Source organism: Streptococcus sp. 4155 (genome assembly GCF_013276695.1).
GTDB classification, from domain to species: Bacteria; Bacillota; Bacilli; order Lactobacillales; family Streptococcaceae; genus Streptococcus; species Streptococcus pseudopneumoniae.
The window spans coordinates 15106-34008 of record NZ_VMLM01000043.1 but is presented as its reverse complement, the minus strand read 5'-3'; the positions used below and the strand labels follow the sequence as shown (position 1 = coordinate 34008).

The following is an 18903-nucleotide window of genomic DNA, read 5'->3' as shown; positions in this document are numbered from 1 at the left end:
TCCTCATAATTCAAAATTTTCCTGCATATTATTATACCATGCTATTTGTCAAAAATGGATTTAGAAATACGATAATCATCTTCTTAGTCAAGATATTGCTCCCTCTGACCTTGATAAACCTGCCAAAGAATCTCGATTTGCTCCTTGGTAATGCGTTTTTCAGATAAATTCGGCAGTTGGTCAATTGCAAAAAATTGAAGGTCAGCGATTTCTTGATTTTCTTGGAATTGTCCATCGAGAAGCTTACATTCAAAAACAAACTTTGCATATTGTTTGCTCTGTAGTTGGAAACGATTGGTATCAAAAACAGCTAGCAGTCTTTCAACTTTGGCTTTAAAACCGGTTTCTTCTTCAATTTCCTTGAGAATATTTTCAGTTGGAGAATAGCCGACTTCACCAAAGCCACCTGGCAAAGCCCAACTATCCTCTCCTTGTCCCCTAACCAGACAAATCTTCTCATCCTCAACAATCCAAGCACGGACGTCCATTAAGGGAGTCGCATAAGCGGAGGTCGGTTTCAAGAGTTCTGCCACTTCGTCTGCATCAAGGTCTGATACCTGATTCAACATTTCAGATAACAGACTTCGCAAGTCTTCGTAGCGCTCACAGTCAAAAGGATCTTTTGTAAAGGTTAAGCCAGTATCTGTAAGGGCAATCATTCTTTGCAGATACTTAACAAAATCACTTGGTTTCATTTTCTAAACTTTCTACCAACATGGCTATGTTCATAGAGTTAGAGCCCTTGAGCAAGATTTGATCATTGGCACTGAGGCTTTCCTTGACCTGCTTGACTAGGTCTTCAAATTGGTCTTGGTCTTCTGTTTTCTTGAAATAGTAAACGTGGCCAATTGGGAACATTTGACTGGCAAGTTGGGCCAATTCAGCAATGTCTTCTCCGTAGAAAATCACGGTATCCAGCACATCTGGAGAAAGGCTCAAAATCATCTGATTATGGAGTTGAACTGACTGGTTACCCAGTTCCTTCATGTCCGCTAAAACCGCAATTTTCTTGCCCCCTTCATTGGCTGGAATGGCAGAGAAGGTCTCTAAAATCAGCTTCATAGCAGTTGGATTGGCATTGTAAACATCTGACAAGATGTCTGCTCCATTGGCTGCTTTCTTCCACTCGGTACGGTTACGCGTCAATTCAAGATTTTGGAAGGCCTGACAAATTTGTTCTTCTGAAACTCCTTCTTGTAGGGCCACATAAGCAGCAATCATAGCATTAGTGGCATTGTACTTACCAGTCACTGGCAAATCAAGGGCTTGTTCCAAGAAATTAGCTTTAAAGGTCAGACTGTCCTTACGCTCAACCAAGTCTGTGATTTCCAACTCTGCTCCTTGCCCAAAACGAACCACCTTTTTATCAGTTGGCAAGTAGGCCTCTACAATGGAGTCGGCTGGGGCCAAAAGCAAGGAATTCGAAGCCATGCCATCTGCAATTTGCATTTTTCCTTGGGCAATCTCCGAACGGTCTTTGAAAAAGGCCAAATGGGCTTCTCCAACCAAGGTCACGATGGCTATCTTTGGATGAGCCAATTCAGACAAGAGATGAATATCTCCCAAGTGATCCTGTCCCATCTCCAAAACCAACTTTTCTGTTCCTTCAGGCATATGGAGAACTGTGTAAGGAAGACCAATCTCGTTATTGTAGTTTCCTTGAGTTTTGTAGGTTTTGTAGATTGTTGACAGCAAATGTGCCAACATATCCTTGGTCGTTGTCTTACCATTTGAACCCGTAATAGCAAAGACATCAACAGTCGTTTTTTCAAGATAGTAGGCAGCTAGTTTTTGAAATGCAGTCAACACGTCGTCTACTAGAATGTAGGGATGATTTGCGATTTCTTTCTCAGACAGGGTTGCTACCGCACCATTTTCAAAGGCTGTTTCGATAAAGTCATGACCATCACGCGCACCTTTGAGTGGCACAAATAAATCTCCAGTCCCAATCAATCGACTGTCAAACTCAGCCTTTTCTAACTGGGCGTTCGCAAAAAGACTAACATCATTTTTAGCTCCAACAGCTTGGGCAACTTCATGGATTGTTAATTTCATTTCTACTCCTTTAAAAAGGGTCGAAGCCCGAGAACTCTAGTCACCTGGCAGTGATGGTTCTGGCTTCTACCCTCTCTTTCATTTTATAGCAAATGCGCTTCGCGCTTGTTAAAGCTTTCCTTGGCAAGGTCAACCAAACGCTCGATTAGTTCTGCGTAGCTGATTCCCATATTGTCCCAAAGTAGTGGATACATTGACCACTGGGTGAAACCTGGCATGGTATTGAGCTCGTTTAGGAAAATCTCTCCCTTATCTGTATAGAAGAAATCGCAACGAGAGAGACCGAGGCCTCCAATGGCACGGAAGGCCGTCTCTGCATTTTGACGCATGACAGCTACCACATCATCACTGATTTTGGCTGGGATGTCCATGGTAATCTTGTTATCAATATACTTGGCATCGTAGTCATAAAAGGCAACATCCTTGACTACTTCTCCTGGTAGCGTGCTTTTGACATCGTAGTTTCCCAAGAGACCAACCTCGATTTCACGGGCATTGACCCCTTGCTCTACCAAGACACGGCTGTCATATTGAAAGGCAAGTTCCAAAGCTTGACGAAGTTCTTCTTGATTTTCAGACTTAGAAATACCGACACTAGAACCCATGTTTGACGGCTTAGTGAAGACTGGATAAGTCAATTTTTCTTCCACTTCAGCGATTTTAGCAGTCACATCATCCCCTTCAACGATAGCCACATAGGGAACTTGTGCAATGCCAGCAGATTCTAACACACGCTTAGTCGTGATTTTATCCATGGCAAGACTGGATGACAAGATATTGCAACCGACATAAGGCAATTTCAAAACTTCAAGGAATCCTTGAACAGAGCCATCTTCTCCCATCGGACCATGAAGAACTGGAAAGACCACTGCCCCTTCTTCATAGATAGCACTTGGTGCAACTTTCTTATCCCAATCAATGGTTTCATTGGTCATGAGACGGTCCTCTTGACCTGGAGTCTGACTAAATTCCTGCGTTTTGATAAAGTCACCTGACTGACTGATAAAGAAAGTCTTGACTGTGAAACGGTCGTAGTTAACCGCACGCATGATACTCTCAGCTGAAAGGACAGAGACTTCACGTTCCGCACTCCTTCCACCATATAAAAGAATAATCGTTTGTTTCATATTATTTGTCCTAATTCTACTAGAATACTCGCTCTTTAGTATATCATATTTGCTTGGTTTTTTAAAACTTGAACCTGATCCTACTCATCACACTATACAAAAAGAGGCCGATAGGAACGATTTTCAGCCTCCTTGATTTTTTATAAATGAATGGAGTTCGTAAATTTGTCTACACTTACAACTCTGTTCGATTTTCAATAGCCCGTAAGAGTGTGACTTCGTCCGCATACTCGATATCTGCTCCCACAGCGAGACCTCGTGCTAGACGCGTAACCTTGATACCAGCTGGCTTGAGTAAGCGGGAAAGATACATGGAAGTTGCTTCCCCATCTGCTGTGGCATTGGTTGCTACGATTACTTCTGAAACCTCACTATCCATCAGACGAGTCATGAGCCCCTTGAGATTGATATCATCTGGACTGATACCATTCATAGGGGAAATGAGGCCATGCAAGACATGATAGAGCCCGTGGTATTCTTGGATATTTTCCATAGCTGCCACATCACGACTATCCTCTAGCACCAAAATCGTTGTCTGGTCACGAGTCGGATCGGTACAGATAGAGCAAGGGTCGTCGTCTGTCAAACGTCCACAAACGGAACAGTAGGTCAATTCTCTCTTAGCAGAAAGGAGATTTTTTGCAAATTCATTGACATCGTCATCAGACATCCCAATCGTATAAAAGGCCAAACGCGTAGCCGTCTTAATCCCGATACCTGGTAACTTAGAATAGCTGTCAATCAGCTTGGCAATGGGTGTTGGATAAAGCATAATTTCCTTTCTAGTTCATTGGATGGTATTTTTGATACAAATTGATAATATCACGCGCAATGGAAGGTCCTACACCATTTGTTAAATTGGTATTATGAGGAAAGACCACTGCAACAGCGATTTGGGGATTATCAGACGGGGCATAGGCCACCGCATTAGTATTGGTTGCTTGCTGACCATCTGCCACATAGCTTTCGGCTGTACCCGTTTTTCCGCTAATGGATACCAAGGCACCGTTTGAAAAGGCACGTCCAGTTGTCAATCCACTAGTCCCATGAGCAACCTGATAAAAACCTTGGTGCAAGATACTCATATCGGAGTCGGATATATTGACCTTATTCATCTCTGTCGGTTGCAGTTGCTGAATCAAGTCGCCTAAGCCTCCCTTATCATTATTACCATAAATGCCTTCAACAATACGAGGAGCCACACGAACACCATCATTTGCAATAGTTGCTACATACTGAGCCAACTGCATGGGCGTATAGTTATCAAACTGCCCAAAGGCATTAGTAATGTAATTAGCAAAGCTATACTCTTTGGGAACAAATCCAGTAGATTCATCTGGTAGGTCAATCCCAGTCGCAGAGCCCAAGCCATATTCACCAAAGGTTGAACGCAATTTCCCCATAGCTGACTCTAGCTTGCTGGTGCCGACAAACATATTGGGTTGGTAGGTTTGCCCCATAAGACCTAAGGCTGTTTGGACCATATAAGTATTGGATGAATACTCCAGAGCTTGGACTGCTGTGATAGGGAATGAACCGTAAGCCTGAGTATACCAAGAATTGATGGGAGCTGAACCTTGGAAGACAATGGACTGGTCTGTCAAGGTCTGGTTTCCTGACAAGACTCCATTTTCCCAGCCAGAGCTGATGGTCGCAGCCTTGACAACCGAACCTGGGACAAAGACATTGGTTACCGTTCCCAAGGAATCAGGCGTCAACTCTCCCGTTTTCAGGTCATGTTTGAGTCCTGACATAGACAAAACAGCACCTGTTTTGGGGTTAAGGGCGACTGCATAGACACCTTCAGAATACTTGGCTCCTCCATTTCCTAGCTCGGAATTGAAATAACTTTTCAGCAGAGCATCCACGCTATCTTGGAAGGCCAAATCAATGGTCAGCTTGATATTGTTTCCCTTACTACCTTCCTCAATTGTATCCACGCTTTCCATATTACCATATTTATCCAGATGGATTTCTTTTACCGAGCGTTTTCCTTGCAAGGTCTCTTCATATTGCTTTTCCAAATAGGAGGTTCCTACACGATCATTTAGAGAATAGCCTTTTTTAAGATAGGCTTCTGCTTCTTCCGCTGGGAGACCAGCTTTTTCACTGGATACACTCCCTACTATAGAAGAAAGAGAAGTTTCCAAAACCTTTCGATCCCAAGAAGTAGAAATACTAATGCCAGGCATCTCCTTTGAAATAGAGGCAATAACAGCCACCTGAGAATCATTTAAAGGATCTGTCGCAATGGTACCTGTCGAAAAGTTTCCAACAGCATTTAACTGACTAAAAAGATAGATTTCTTTCTTTTCATCCTCTGTATAGTTTAGTTGACTCGTTTGGACACTATCGACCGCATTGTTATACAGTTCTGATTCGGATAGGCGATTGCCATCTGAATCCAAGCGTTTCTCGCTTGGGAGAGCCTCCACTGTCTGTTTATAGATTTCAGGATCAGCCAAATAGTAATCCGCCAGCTGGCGTTCTGTCAAATTTAGAGAGCTGATGCTCACATAAGTCAGTAACTTTTTAGCTGTTTCTTTTAAGTCTGTAGCCGTCATTTTATTGCTACGCGTAAAGGAAACAACCTTCTTTAGCGTATTTTCTACCAAAGGTTTCCCACTAGCATCATAAATTTCCCCACGGGCAGAACTGCTTGTGACCTTGGTCTGACTAGCTGATGCTAGCTTTTTTTCGTAAAAATCCTTGTTTAAAACCTGCATATACAACAAACGACCAATAATGGTCATAAAGAGTAAAATGATGATTGAAAACAATAAATTAAGCCGAATCGGAATCGAATGGCTGTTAAATTTTCTCATACAAATCAGTCTCATTTCTAATACTCAATGAAAATCAAAGAGCAAACTAGGAAGCTAGCTGCAGGCTGTACTTGAGTACGGCAAGGCAACGATGACGTAGTTTGAAGAGATTTTCGAAGAGTATAATTAAAATCTTACTCTTAATTGTACCACAATTTGAGTAGAAAATTATGGAAAAGTAAGAAGCTTTTTCGACTTTTTCGTTTTTAAAACAGAGATGCGTTTTTATTTATCTATCCTTATATTATGTGTTATAATGAAGTGTGACTATTCCCTGATCTAGTCTTCCAGTATGACTCATGTAAAGGAGCTTTCCCTATGGACAAACCAGATATCGCAACTATCATTGATTCACATTTTGAAGAAATGACAGACCTAGAGCAAGAAATCGCTCGCTATTTTTTGCAAGCTGAAACGATTACAGATGATTTATCTTCTCAACAAGTCACCCAAAAATTACATATTTCTCAAGCTGCTTTGACCCGCTTTGCTAAAAAGTGTGGCTTTACTGGCTACCGAGAATTTATTTTCCAATACCAACATCAGGCAGAAAATCAAGCCAACCAAGTCTCCAAGCACAGTCCACTGACCAAACGAGTCCTCAGAAGTTATAGCAATATGAGGGAACAAACACAAGACTTGATTGACGAAATCCAACTAGAACGAATTGCCCAGCTAATCGAAGATGCTGAGCGTGTCTACTTCTTCGGAACAGGGAGTTCTGGCCTCGTCGCCCGTGAAATGAAATTGCGGTTCATGCGTCTGGGTGTGGTCTGCGAAGCCTTGACCGATCAAGATGGCTTTGCATGGACAACCAGCATTATGGAGGAAAATTGTCTCGTACTGGGCTTCTCACTTTCTGGTACAACACCTTCTATTTTAGATAGTCTATTAGATGCCAAGGAGATGGGGGCAAAGACTGTACTCTTTTCAAGTGTTCCCAATAAAGATAGCCAGGCCTACACAGAGACTGTTCTTGTAGCCACCCACAGCCAGCCTTCCTATATCCAACGAATATCCGCTCAACTTCCTATGCTCTTCTTTATCGATTTGATTTATGCCTACTTTTTGGAAATCAATCGCGAAAGCAAGGAAAAAATCTTTAATAGCTACTGGGAAAATAAGAAACTCAACGGCTATCGTAGACAAAAACGTGTCAGAAAATCCTAGTTTGGCTAAGCCAAACTAGGATTTTTATTCATCACCAAACATACCTCTTCAAGATTATGAATTAGTCATATCTTGACTTAGTCTTGAATAATTTCATGTAATCACTTTTTGAAGGGAGTAAATAAGCAAGTCTGACGGTATCCTCAACAATTGTATACAATACAATGTAATCCTTACTCAAGGTCCATCCTCGCGTTTGGTAGCGAGGGTCTAATTTCTTACCAAATTTTTCATCAGCATCAAATCCAGCTTGGGGGAAAATTTCTAGCCGATTAATATCTTTTCTAATATTGGCTACTTTTCGTCTCGCAGCCTCTACAGAACCGATTTCCTCCGCTATATACTGATATATTTTATCCAGACTATCAATCACTCTAGGAGAATACAAAATCCTATATCTTTTATAATCCATAGCGTGTCACGACATCCTCATCTGTCAAGTAATTTCCAGACTCAATCTTGGCATAACTTTCTTGAACTTCTGCTTGTAATTGTCTAAACAAATACTCCTTCTCTAATTCCTCTTCACTCAGTAAATCTACTTCATTTGTTACGGCAACATTCTTTAAAAATAATCTGAGTGCTGATGAAAGAGAGAGATTTTTTTCTTTTAACACTTCCATGGCATCATTTACTAATTCTCTATTAGCTTGGAAGGTCACAATCTTACTTGAATTCGCTATAGTCATTTTATATAATTCCTTTATATATTTTATTTATTATCTCACAATTATAAAGAAAGTCAAGGGAATTTGATTAGAAAATCCTAGTTTGGCTGAGCCAAACTAGGATTGTTTTGTCTTAAAATGATAATATGCACCAAGCATACCTGCTGTATTCTGGTGATGGGCAAATTCTAATCGTGTTTTTTCTGCTAAACTTGGTACCAAAGCCTCTTTCAAGGCTGTGCGAATCTTAGGTTTGAGGATAGCCTCTTGCCCCATGATACCACCACCAAGAATAACCACTTCTGGATTGGCAACGTAGCAAATATTTGCCAGACCTTTTCCTAGATAGTCTACCATGCGGTCAATACCTTCCATGCAGAGTTTATTGCCTTCAGTGGCTTCCTTGAAAATGCGTCGGCCATTCCACTGATCAACATCTTCTCCATGAGATGTTGCTACATACTCCACCAAGGCTGTGGTAGAAGCGAGATCCTGAAAAGCTCCATCTTGCATATGCATATACCCGACTTCACAGGCCGAATTGCTAAAACCATGGAAGACTTTCCCATCCATAATCAAGCAACCACCGATACCTGTTCCAATGGTCAAGCAAAGGGTGACACTTGCTCCCTTACCTGAACCAGATACTGCCTCAGCCAGACCTGCACAGTTGACATCATTTTCAATCTCACAAGGAATAGCAAAGCTTTCTTCGATTTCCTTCTTGAACTGGGTTCCTGCATAATTTGGAATCTGAGGTCCAGTGTAGAAAATTTCCCCCTTATCAGGATCCACCATTCCTGCAGAAGAAATGGCAACACCTGCTACTGGGCCTTTTTCTAAATAGCTGGCTACAATATCTTTGGTTTTTTGTAAGATATGAGATCCACCCTTATACGCTTCAGTTGGCATTTCATGCGATTCAAGAAGTTGCCCCTCTTGATCAACCAAACCATACTTGATGTTGGTTCCACCTATATCAATTGCAACGTAGTGTGTCATAAATACCTCCTTATGGATTAGAGGAAGCGCTCCTTGGTTTCACGAATCAAGGCTGCAGCTGCTTCTACAACTGGACGATCTTCTTCCGTTACTGGCGTCAATGGTGAACGAACAGAACCAATATTCAATCCTTCATTGATCTTCAAGACTTCTTTAATGACACCGTACATATTTCCATGTGCAGCAGTCAATTTACCAATGATAGCGTTGATAGCATACTGTAACTCACGCGCTGTTTCTAAATCTTTATCCGCAATCAATTGGTTGAGTTTCAAGAAGAGTTCTGGCATAGCACCATAAGTACCACCGATACCAGCTTTGGCACCCATGAGGCGACCACCTAGGAACTGTTCATCTGGACCGTTAAAGACGATATGGTCTTCCCCACCAAGGCTGACAAAGGTTTGGATATCTTGAACTGGCATAGAAGAGTTCTTCACACCGATAACACGAGGATTCTTCAACATTTCGGTATAAAGACTTGGAGTCAAAGCAACCCCTGCCAATTGAGGAATGTTGTAGATCACGTAGTCTGTGTTTGGAGCTGCAGAACTGATATCGTTCCAATATTTAGCAACTGAGTATTCTGGCAAGCGGAAGTAAATTGGTGGAATTGTTGCAATGGCATCTACTCCCAAGCTTTCAGCGTGGCGAGCCAGTTCCATACTATCTTTGGTATTGTTGCAAGCAACATGGGCAATAATAGTTAATTTACCTTTAGCAACTGCCATGACTTCTTCCAAAATCAACTTGCGGTCTTCTACACTTTGGTAGATACATTCACCAGAAGAACCATTGACATAAAGACCTTGAACACCTTTATCAATGAAGTATTGAACCAAGGCACGTGTACGCTCTGGACTTACTTCTCCTTGATCATCATAACATGCGTAGAAGGCTGGAATGACACCTTCGTATTTTTTCAAATCTGACATAGATTTTCTCCTATTATTTTTATTTTCTGCTAAAGCAGATTCTTTCTTTACTTCTTTAGTATACACTTTACCGAAAAGGCTTTCAATATCTTATAGACACTTAGATTTTAGTTTCTAGCTTATAGAATAGCGTTTGAAGCCTTTGAAAGTAGTTTCAGAAATAAGACTCCTATTGATATTTTGCGAAAATTTTCCCCATCAATCCAGTCTGGATAAAGACCAATAGTCCAAACCCAAAAAGTAGGAAGACTGAGCCACCTAAGAGTAGACTGAAGGCGGACAGATAAAGAACCATCACAATGAGGACAAGAATGGCTAACATGAGGAAGAACCAAGGAAAGTTAAAACTAGCCAACATCAATCCTTTTTGAAGAATTTCTTTCCAAGATAGGTCATAACGTGCCGCGATAGGGTAACTAGCAAGCATCACGATAGTAAGAAACATCAGAATACCTAAACAAATGGCTTTCAGCAATTGGAAGGGCAGAGCTGTTTGACTCCAGAAAAGATAGAGATCTGAAAGGGTAAGAAACACAATTCCTAACTCCATTAAACCCAGCTGAAGACCTAGTTTCAGATTTTGCTTGAAAGATCTTAGATAGATTTTAAAAACAGGCACCCGTCTGCTCTTCTTAATCTCAAACATGGTCTCGTAGAGGCTGATTTTAGCCACTCCAATCGTCACGATGGGCAAACAAGAGACGACAAAAAGAAGATTGGCTGTCACGATGTCCAAGACTTTCTCACTGAAACGCATGAGAAAGTTGTCTGTATCAAATGCTGCCTTGATAAGGCTTACTCCTTTTTGTGCCATGTTTGCTCCTCCATCATTTTTCTTTGTAAACTGTTTTCTTTTTTGTCAGTAAAGCTTTCATAAGTCCCTACCATGAACAAATCTATTTTTTCTTTTTTCTTTTGGACTTTTTTCTACTTTTATCTATGGACATATAATCTATATATATCCCGGACAGCGAAGCAATTAAAATAGTACTCCAAGTATGCTCATTAAATCCATCTAGCCCTCCACGGATTATCATTGCAAGCACTGTCCAAGCTAACATATTCAATAAAAAAATACAAAGTGCTTTCATTCTCTCGTTTTAAAAGTTTATACAACCATATACATCAACTAGATTCACAGCTATTTGTAAAATCCTTCCATAAATCTTGAGCAGTGATCCTACTCTTGCTCCCGCAGCCATAAAGACTTTGCTGAACTTCAATCCTGCCATACCAATAGCATTTCTGAATAAAGATACTGACAATAAGAGCTCATTTCTCTACCTCACAAAGATCAATTTCATGGTAGAACCTAATCAAAGATTTACAAAAAGACAATTCATCCTATTTTCAATCAATCAAAATTTTAAAGAGATATTTTCGAACCTTTTCTTCCATGCCTGCATAGCCAGTTGGCTGATGTGGCTCACCTGGGAAGAAAATCGCAAAATTGTGATAACCCAACAAGAGTGGGTAGTGTTCATGACAATGGACAAAACCAATATCACTTGTTTCGTCAAATGCTACTGCTTCATCTTTGATACGTGAACCGTAGCTCGAATATTCATGCCCTTCTACCAACAAATGCAAGTCTGCATAGTTCTTATGGTGTTCAAATTGATCATTTTCAGCTTGATTGAGGACATTTTCTTGAACAACTAGAAAGACTTTATCTCCGTCAATCTCATACTTACCTAGTTCGAAAGAATCCTTACGATGTTGGTAGAGATAGTCGATAGCCTTGTCTAAATTGGGATGAATCCCTTTGTAAAAGGTGATGTTTTTCAAATCGTCAAAAATCATACTCTTTCCTTCGTTTCTGATAGTTAACTAAAACCATTCTTAAGTTGATAAGTGTCTGACAAAATCTCTAAGGTAAGCAAATACCCAACATTTTGTAGACACTTATAACCTCTATATTCTCTTATACTCAATGAAAATTGAAGAACAAACTAGGAAGCTAACCGCAGGCAATACTTAAGTATGGCAAGGTGACGCTGACCTAGTTTGCATTCGATTTTCGCAGAGTATTATCCTTTGACCGCTCCCATAGTAATCCCTTGTGTGAAGGATTTCTGGAAGACTAGGAAGACTGTTACAATTGGCACGGCAGCAAGGGCAGCTCCTGCCATAATCAAACCATAGTTGGTTGCCATTTCAGCCTGCATGGTCGCAACCCCAAGTGAGATGGTCAAATTGTTACGTGAAGTCAACATTACCAACTGCATGAAGTAGTCATTCCAAGTATTGATGAAGGTAAAGATTGCAAGGGCTGCAAACCCTGGTTTCACAATCGGGAAGGCTACGCTCCAGAAGGTACGAATCTCACCACAGCCATCAATCTTAGCTGATTCGAGCAATTCTGTAGGGATATTTTCACTGAATTGTTTCATGAGGAAGACCCCAAATGGCCATCCAATCAAAGGCAAAATAACTGCCCAAAGAGTGTCATGAATTCCCATGAAGTTGACGATACGTACCAATGGTACAAGGACAACTTGTTTTGGAAGCGCCATAGCAGCTATAAAGATAGCAAATAGAATGCGTTGACCATAGAAACGTTTTTTAGCCAATACATAACCTGCTAGAGATGAGGTTGCACAGACTAAGAACATGGTTACCAATGAGATAAATACTGAGTTCCACATCCATTGCAAGGCAGGGTTCTGCACCATAAGTTGTTGGAAGTTTTCCATGGTTGGCATTTTAGGGAACCATTGTGGCGGAATCATAATGGTATCAGGCTGTGACTTGAATGCCCCTGTCAAAATCCAGTAGAATGGAAAGATGAACAGCACAGTCAACAAGAGCAAAATGATTGTTGAAATAACAGTAAAGGCTGTTAATGGTTTTTTTTCTGTAGATTGCATAACTGTCTCCTTTCTTTAGTATTCTACGTCGTTTCCAAGTACTTTAAATTGAACAAAGCTTACGATAGCAATCATGACTGCCAAGAAGACACCAATGGTGTTGGCATAGCCGTATTCTGTCAATTGGAAGGCTTTTTCGTACAGGTAGTACATCAAGGTACTTGTTGAGTAGTTTGGACCACCAGATGTCAAAAGCTGAATCAAGGCGAAACACTGGAAGGAGTTAATTGTTGTGATGATTGCAATATAAAGAGTTGTTGGAAGAAGGCTTGGCCATTTAATCTTCCAGAAAACTTGAAACTCAGTTGCACCATCAACACGCGCCGCTTCAACCAGTGAATTGTCAATATTCCCCATAGCAGCGATATAAAGGATGATGGGCTGACCAACTGAAGTGGTCAAGAGAATAATCATAATCGCCATCAATGCCCAGTGCTTATCACCAAGCCATGAAATGTTTTGAGTAATGATATGACTTGATTTAAGCACAAAGTTCAAGATACCTGATAATGGATCATAGATCCATTTCCATACAACCGTTACGGCAACACTACCTGTTACAACAGGAAGGAAGAAGACAAAACGGTAGAAGGATCTGGCAATAGCATTTTGGTGATAGGTTTGCGATGCTACAAAGAGTGAGAATAGAACAACAACTGGCACAGATCCAATAACCAAAATAACTGTGTTAATCAGAGATTTTGCAAAGACAGGATCTTTAAACATACGGACATAGTTATCTAAGCCCACAAATTGGAAACTAGTCATAGAATAGTTAAAGAAACTTGTGATGAAGCCCATAATCATTGGTGCTAAAACAAAGATAATAAAGAAGAACAACACTGGTGCTAGGAAAGCATAGGAAATCACTGTTTCCCGCATACGAATTTTATTGACTTTCACAGTCGGCACCTCTCTTTCAAATAGAATAATTTTTTGACTTTCTTGAACTGTTTTAAAATCAAAATGAAATTTTTTATGATTCGCTTATGTAAGAACTTCATTTTAATTTCGTGACAGTTTCTTACATTTTAAACAAAAGCCCCCTTTTCTTACACTATCTGTGTAGAGGGAAAAGGGGGTATACACTCTTAGCTTCTTTAAAAAACTACTTTTTATAGAATAACTAAGGACTATTGTTTCATAGCTTTTTTGATTGTTTCGTTCGCTTTTTCAGTGAAGGCTTTCAAAGCGTCCGCTGGTTTTTCGTCACCATTTGATACAGATTGCAACATTGGGAACCAAAGTGTTCTCATTTCAGCAAATCCATCAATAGTGTTGTAGTATGGTGAGTAGTATTGAGTCCAGCCGCTGATTGTTTCCATGCGTTTGTCTTCATAAAGTTTTCCAAATGAAGTACGGACTGGGAAAGCACCTGTACGAACTACGTCTTTAGGTCCCCACTCTTTGTCATCTGCGATAAACTGGATGAATTTCTTAGATGCAGCGACTTTCTTGTCGTCTTTATTGTTGAATACTGCAAATCCGTTTACAAGGTATTCAAGAGCTGGTTTACCTTCGTCTGATGGGAATGGTACTTCTACTACTTCTACCTTACTTGCTTCTAACAGTTTAGCTTGGATACCATTTTGAGCTGGTGCCCAAAGGGTTGTGTAAGATGTTTGACCGTTGGCAAAGTTTTGGATATCTGCCCCACCGTCAAATTGTGAACCATTATTGAGCAAATTGTCTTTAATCCAGCCAGTTGCTTTTTCAAGACCTTTGACGAATTTAGGATCATCAGTTGTATATTTGCTAACTTTTTCATCTGTTACAGAACCGCTATAAAGGTTAGAGATAAAGGCACGTGTTCCTTGGTCTCCCCCTTGACCAGAACTGAACAATGAACCTGGTGTGTAGCCCTTGTCTTTGAGTGCTTTCAATACTTTTTCAAAATCATCAGTTGTCCAACCTTCTTTTACAAGGTTTGCCACTCCAGCATCTTCTAGCATTTTCTTGTTCATTGCCATGTAGAATGGGGCAGAACTAATTGGATACATGTAAGCCTTGTCTCCAGCTTTACTTGCTTGTATGATGTTTTCGTTATTGACATCTTTAACAAATTCATCTGTGAAAAGGTCGTTCAACTCAGCCAATTTACCATTTTTACCGTATTGGATGATACGTCCTGGTGCGTCAAAGAGTACGTCCGGAGCTGTTCCTGCTTCGATGGCTGTTGTGATTTTTTCAGGGCCTGACTTGAAGTCGATGGTTTCCAATTTCACTTTTACATCTGGATTTGCTTTTTCAAACGCTTCGATGATTGATTTTTCATAAGTTCCAACACCGTCACCAGCTTTTTCTTGGGTAAATACTGGGAATGCCCACCAAGTGATTTCTGTTTTGGCACCGTCACCACCTGATTTACCAGCATCTTTACTTCCGCCAGAATTGCCACAAGCAGCAAGACCAAGAACCGCAGCACCCGCAAGTACTGTACAAGCTAATTTTCTAAATTTCATTTGTATTCTCCTATTTTATAAGCGTATCCAACTTGGATAATGAGTTCTTTGCATTTATATACGTTTTCATTTTTTCCTACTCATCAATCACTCTCCTCTATTTTTTATTAAGTCAGTAAGTACTTAATCATCTACACCTAAAATTTCATTAATACTATTTTTATATAAGATTGCTTTTGCTCCATAGATTGCTTGAATGCCACCCTTCACTTCTAAGACATCAACTGCACCAATTTGTTTTAAAAGTGCTTTATCAACTTGATTAACTTCTTTTACAGCTACACGTAAACGTGTCACACAAGCATCTACATCTTCTATATTATTTGATCCACCCAAGGCTCTGATAATTTGTAGGCTATCCTGTTTTAAATGATCCGCAGTATTTGAAGTTGAATCTGCGGATTCAGAAATTTCTTTAGAATCTACTTCTTCTCCTCTTCCTGGCGTTAGAACGTTGAATTGAGTAATGAACCATCTAAAAATAATATAATACAAAACACTCCAAATAAGTCCAAATGGAATCTGAAGAACCCAATTCGTCTTAGCGTTCCCCTGCAAAATTCCAAATAAAGTGAAATCGATTACACCTCCTGAAAATGTGTTTCCTATTGAAATATTTAAGATGTCTGCAATAAAGAAGCTGACACCATCAAGGAATGCGTGAACAACATATAGAACCGGACTGACGAATAGAAACATAAATTCAATTGGTTCTGTAATACCGGTAATAAAAGATGTTAAAGCAACTCCAAAAAACAAACCCGCGTATTTTTTACGACGATTCTTAGGAACACTATGGTACATCGCTAAACAGGCAGCCGGTAAACCGAACATCATTGTTGAGAAACGACCTGCAAAAAACCTTGTTCCTTCTGTAAATAATCCAGAATGAGCCGGATCGGCTAATTGAGCAAAAAATATTTTTTGAGCCCCAACCACTGTTTGTCCTGCAACAGTTTCAACACCACCAAGTTCAGTATACCAAAACATAGGATAAATCATATGATGTAAGCCTACTGCTCCAGAAAGTCTCATTAAAAATCCATATAGAAAAGTTCCAATTGGACCTGCCTGAGAAATATATCCACCTGTAGAAACAAGAAGTTGTTGGAAAGGTGGCCAAATAACAAAGAAGACAAAGCCAATTAAGATAGAAGAGAACGATGTAACAATAGGAACGAAGCGTGAACCTCCAAAGAATCCTAAAGCGGAAGGTAATTGAATATTGCTATATCGGTTGTGCAAATATACGGCAACTATTCCGACAACTAATGCTCCAATAACTCCAGTATCAATTGCAGATCCTTCTGCCATAAAAAGTTTTACCAGAGCTTTGATCGTTGCAGTCATAACTAAGTAACCAGTTACTCCTGCTAACGCAGCGGTTCCTTTATCTCGTTTCGCTAAGCCAATACATAATCCCACACAGAGAAGTAGTGACAAGTTACTGAATACAACCTCTCCTGCAGAGCTCATTACTTGGAATATCGATTGAAAAATACTATTGTCTAGTATTGGATAAGTTGCTATCGTGGTTGGGTTTGAAAGTGCACCACCAATCCCCAAAAGTAGACCTGCTGCAGGAAGTATAGCTATAGGTAACATAAAAGCTTTTCCAACTTTTTGTAAAACTTTAAATATAAAACTCCCCCCTCACATCTTATTTAAGACCAGCAACGAAGCGTTCTGTAATCTCTTTTGGTCTAGTAATAGCGCCACCAACAACGATGCCTCGCACTCCGTATTCAAGGATTTGTTTGGCTTGTTCTGGTGTATGAATTTTTCCTTCTGCAATGACATCTACACCGGCATCACAGAGTTTTTTGATGAGTTCAAAATCTGGACCATCCACTTTTGGACTGTAGGATGTGTAGCCTGATAAGGTTGTTCCGACAAAGTCAATTCCTGCTTCGACCGCTGCCAATCCTTCTTCAAAAGTACTGGTGTCCGCCATCAAGAGCTGGTTAGGATATTTCTCCTTGACCTGACGAATGAACTCTTGAATTTCCAAACCATCGTAGCGTTCACGCTTGGTACAATCCAGAGCAATCACCTCGATGTCCAGTTCTGCCAATTCATCAACTTCTTTCATAGTAGCCGTGATGAAGGGTTCTTGTGGCGGATAATCTCGTTTGATTATCCCAATAATCGGAAGTTTGGTGACTTCCTTAATTTCCTTGATATCGCGAACACTATTGGCTCGGATACCGACTGCTCCACCTTGCTCAGCCGCTTTGACCAGCAAGGGAATCACCCCTCCCGCTTCTGTATAAAGCGGTTCATGAGGAAGAGCCTGACAAGAAACGATGATTCCATCTTTGATTTGTTCAATCAAGGCTTCTTTACTAATCTGTGGCATCCTCTTTCCTCCCTTTCTTTTTTCTTTATTTCTATGAGATTATTATACCTTAAAATTAAAACGCTTTCAATAGTTTGTAGTATAATAGATTTCAGTTTCAAAAACTAGCCAAGTCAAACAGCTCCTCTGAAAGTACTTTCAGAGGAGTAAGTCGACCTATAATAGGAGAATACCAAAATTTAGTTTACAATTTCTGACAATTTTACTTTGCGATCTTCAAACATAGACTGGGTACAAGCATCTGCAGTAGCAATTGCTTCTAGAGCAGCTTCACCTGTCAATAGTTTTGCAAATTCTTCTGATACTGGAACTCCTTGCATAATCTCATGCAGATAGCGCATTTCTTTATCAATGACAGATGATAGCCATAATGGAGTACGTTTACCTGGTTTACCATAAGCAATTGCTCCATCCATCTCTGTACTATGATAGATACGAGTCCGATCATCATCTTCTTCTTGCGATTCGTGAATCAAGAAATAACTTTCTTGTCCATCTAGCTTAAGAGTTCCTTTACAGTTGAATAAGTCTAAGCGAATGGCACCTTTGGTTCCTTGGATTAAGACATAATGTTCACCCCAACGATAAGCTGAACCCCATTCTAACAAGGCAAAACGCTTACTAGAAAATTCCATATTGACAAAAATCATATCATCTTCATCACCGAAATGTTCACCTTCATGGGCCACATTTCCACCTGTCATGGTTACAGTTTCAGGCATGCCCCCCATAAGGAATTGAACACAATCCAACTCATGGATGTGGTGATACAAGTGACCACCTGATTTTTCACGAATTTTTTTCCATGATACGGACGGTTGTTGTTCTTCCCAACCATTACGAGCTGTATGACAATATAGAACGTCTCCGATAACTCCTTGATTAATGAGTTCTTTTGCATGATGAACACCATTAAAGAAATTCATAATATGTCCTGCCATAAAGGTTACATTGTTTTCTTTACACGCATCTACCATCTCGCGACAATCTTGATAAGAAAGCGCAATTGGTTTTTCACAGAAAACATTTTTACCATGCTGTGCAGCCTTAATAACCGGTTCCTTATGAAGATTATTTGGAGTTGCGACGATAACACAATCTACTTCATCGCTAGAAACCAACTCATCTAAGGAACTTGCTACTTTTGCTCCCAATTCTTCTGCAATCGCCTCTGCATTATCTGAATCATAGAGAAGAGTAATCTCTGCTCCATCATTCTTTTGCATGTAGCGAGCCAATTCAGCTCCAAAATACCCTGCTCCAACAACACCGTATTTAACCATGTTTTTTCTCCTTTATTATTGAATAAACTTTCTAATTTTAACTTATACTCTTCAAAAATCTCTTCAAACCGAGTCAACGTCGCCTTACTGTGCGTATGGTTACTGACTTCGTCAGCTTCATCTACAACCTCAAAAACGTGTTCTGAG

Annotated in this window: 19 protein-coding genes; 1 reads left to right on the top strand and 18 read right to left on the bottom strand. The window is 40.2% G+C overall.

The genetic code is table 11. The features are described from left to right. Positions 1-83 precede the first annotated feature (83 nt). The 5 genes from HT715_RS05775 to pbp2b all read right to left on the bottom strand — a co-directional run bounded on the left by HT715_RS05775 (position 84) and on the right by pbp2b (position 6022). Positions 84-695, bottom strand: coding sequence for an NUDIX hydrolase (locus HT715_RS05775; RefSeq protein ID WP_000804584.1), 612 nt, complete (start codon positions 693-695; stop codon positions 84-86). After that, on the bottom strand, positions 682-2055 hold the full coding sequence (gene murF / locus HT715_RS05770; RefSeq protein WP_172922858.1) for a UDP-N-acetylmuramoyl-tripeptide--D-alanyl-D-alanine ligase: 1374 nt from the start codon (positions 2053-2055) through the stop codon (positions 682-684). Before murF ends, HT715_RS05775 begins: the two co-directional genes overlap by 14 nt. Positions 2056-2138: 83 nt before the next feature. After that, entirely contained in the window at positions 2139-3182 is a 1044-nt protein-coding gene (locus HT715_RS05765; protein WP_000814626.1) for a D-alanine--D-alanine ligase, read from the bottom strand. Positions 3183-3357: 175 nt separating this feature from the next. Further along, the gene (recR, locus tag HT715_RS05760) at positions 3358-3954 is read right to left on the bottom strand and encodes a recombination mediator RecR (RefSeq protein ID WP_000966761.1); all 597 of its coding nucleotides are present in this window, start codon (positions 3952-3954) and stop codon (positions 3358-3360) included. A 10-nt stretch (positions 3955-3964) separates the two neighbouring features. Beyond that, the gene (pbp2b, locus tag HT715_RS05755) at positions 3965-6022 is read right to left on the bottom strand and encodes a penicillin-binding protein 2B (RefSeq protein WP_079251558.1); all 2058 of its coding nucleotides are present in this window, start codon (positions 6020-6022) and stop codon (positions 3965-3967) included. A gap of 303 nt (positions 6023-6325) precedes the next feature. Here pbp2b and HT715_RS05750 point away from each other — a divergent pair, with 303 nt between their 5' ends. After that, positions 6326-7177: a MurR/RpiR family transcriptional regulator gene (locus HT715_RS05750; RefSeq protein ID WP_000360337.1), complete on the top strand. Its 852-nt coding sequence runs from the start codon at positions 6326-6328 to the stop codon at positions 7175-7177. Between the two features lie 61 nt (positions 7178-7238). Here the strand turns inward: HT715_RS05750 and HT715_RS05745 are convergent, their stop codons facing one another. The 13 genes from HT715_RS05745 to HT715_RS05690 all read right to left on the bottom strand — a co-directional run bounded on the left by HT715_RS05745 (position 7239) and on the right by HT715_RS05690 (position 18756). Then, positions 7239-7589, bottom strand: coding sequence for a type II toxin-antitoxin system RelE/ParE family toxin (locus HT715_RS05745; RefSeq protein WP_000384969.1), 351 nt, complete (start codon positions 7587-7589; stop codon positions 7239-7241). After that, the gene (locus tag HT715_RS05740) at positions 7579-7866 is read right to left on the bottom strand and encodes a hypothetical protein (protein ID WP_000150674.1); all 288 of its coding nucleotides are present in this window, start codon (positions 7864-7866) and stop codon (positions 7579-7581) included. Before HT715_RS05740 ends, HT715_RS05745 begins: the two co-directional genes overlap by 11 nt. Before the next feature lie 96 nt (positions 7867-7962). Beyond that, the gene (locus HT715_RS05735) at positions 7963-8847 is read right to left on the bottom strand and encodes an ROK family protein (RefSeq protein ID WP_138707167.1); all 885 of its coding nucleotides are present in this window, start codon (positions 8845-8847) and stop codon (positions 7963-7965) included. Between the two features lie 17 nt (positions 8848-8864). Then, the gene (locus tag HT715_RS05730) at positions 8865-9782 is read right to left on the bottom strand and encodes a dihydrodipicolinate synthase family protein (protein WP_001281495.1); all 918 of its coding nucleotides are present in this window, start codon (positions 9780-9782) and stop codon (positions 8865-8867) included. Positions 9783-9951: 169 nt separating this feature from the next. After that, the gene (locus HT715_RS05725) at positions 9952-10596 is read right to left on the bottom strand and encodes a YesL family protein (protein ID WP_138707168.1); all 645 of its coding nucleotides are present in this window, start codon (positions 10594-10596) and stop codon (positions 9952-9954) included. An 82-nt stretch (positions 10597-10678) separates the two neighbouring features. Then, positions 10679-10873 carry a hypothetical protein gene (locus HT715_RS11890; protein ID WP_001810112.1) on the bottom strand — a complete coding sequence of 65 codons (195 nt, stop codon included), beginning with the start codon at positions 10871-10873 and terminating at the stop codon, positions 10679-10681. A 259-nt stretch (positions 10874-11132) separates the two neighbouring features. Continuing rightward, entirely contained in the window at positions 11133-11585 is a 453-nt protein-coding gene (locus tag HT715_RS05720) for a YhcH/YjgK/YiaL family protein (protein ID WP_054388020.1), read from the bottom strand. A 227-nt stretch (positions 11586-11812) separates the two neighbouring features. Further along, on the bottom strand, positions 11813-12652 hold the full coding sequence (locus HT715_RS05715; protein WP_001192006.1) for a carbohydrate ABC transporter permease: 840 nt from the start codon (positions 12650-12652) through the stop codon (positions 11813-11815). A 15-nt stretch (positions 12653-12667) separates the two neighbouring features. Further along, on the bottom strand, positions 12668-13534 hold the full coding sequence (locus tag HT715_RS05710; protein WP_161802645.1) for a sugar ABC transporter permease: 867 nt from the start codon (positions 13532-13534) through the stop codon (positions 12668-12670). 251 nt (positions 13535-13785) lie between these two features. Then, on the bottom strand, positions 13786-15114 hold the full coding sequence (locus HT715_RS05705) for an ABC transporter substrate-binding protein (protein ID WP_000672129.1): 1329 nt from the start codon (positions 15112-15114) through the stop codon (positions 13786-13788). A 123-nt stretch (positions 15115-15237) separates the two neighbouring features. Then, entirely contained in the window at positions 15238-16755 is a 1518-nt protein-coding gene (locus HT715_RS05700; protein ID WP_044012217.1) for a PTS transporter subunit EIIC, read from the bottom strand. 19 nt (positions 16756-16774) lie between these two features. Then, complete coding sequence (locus tag HT715_RS05695; protein WP_001135655.1) at positions 16775-17473, bottom strand: N-acetylmannosamine-6-phosphate 2-epimerase; 699 nt, start codon at positions 17471-17473, stop codon at positions 16775-16777. A 179-nt stretch (positions 17474-17652) separates the two neighbouring features. Continuing rightward, positions 17653-18756, bottom strand: coding sequence for a Gfo/Idh/MocA family oxidoreductase (locus HT715_RS05690; protein WP_138707169.1), 1104 nt, complete (start codon positions 18754-18756; stop codon positions 17653-17655). Positions 18757-18903 lie beyond the last annotated feature (147 nt).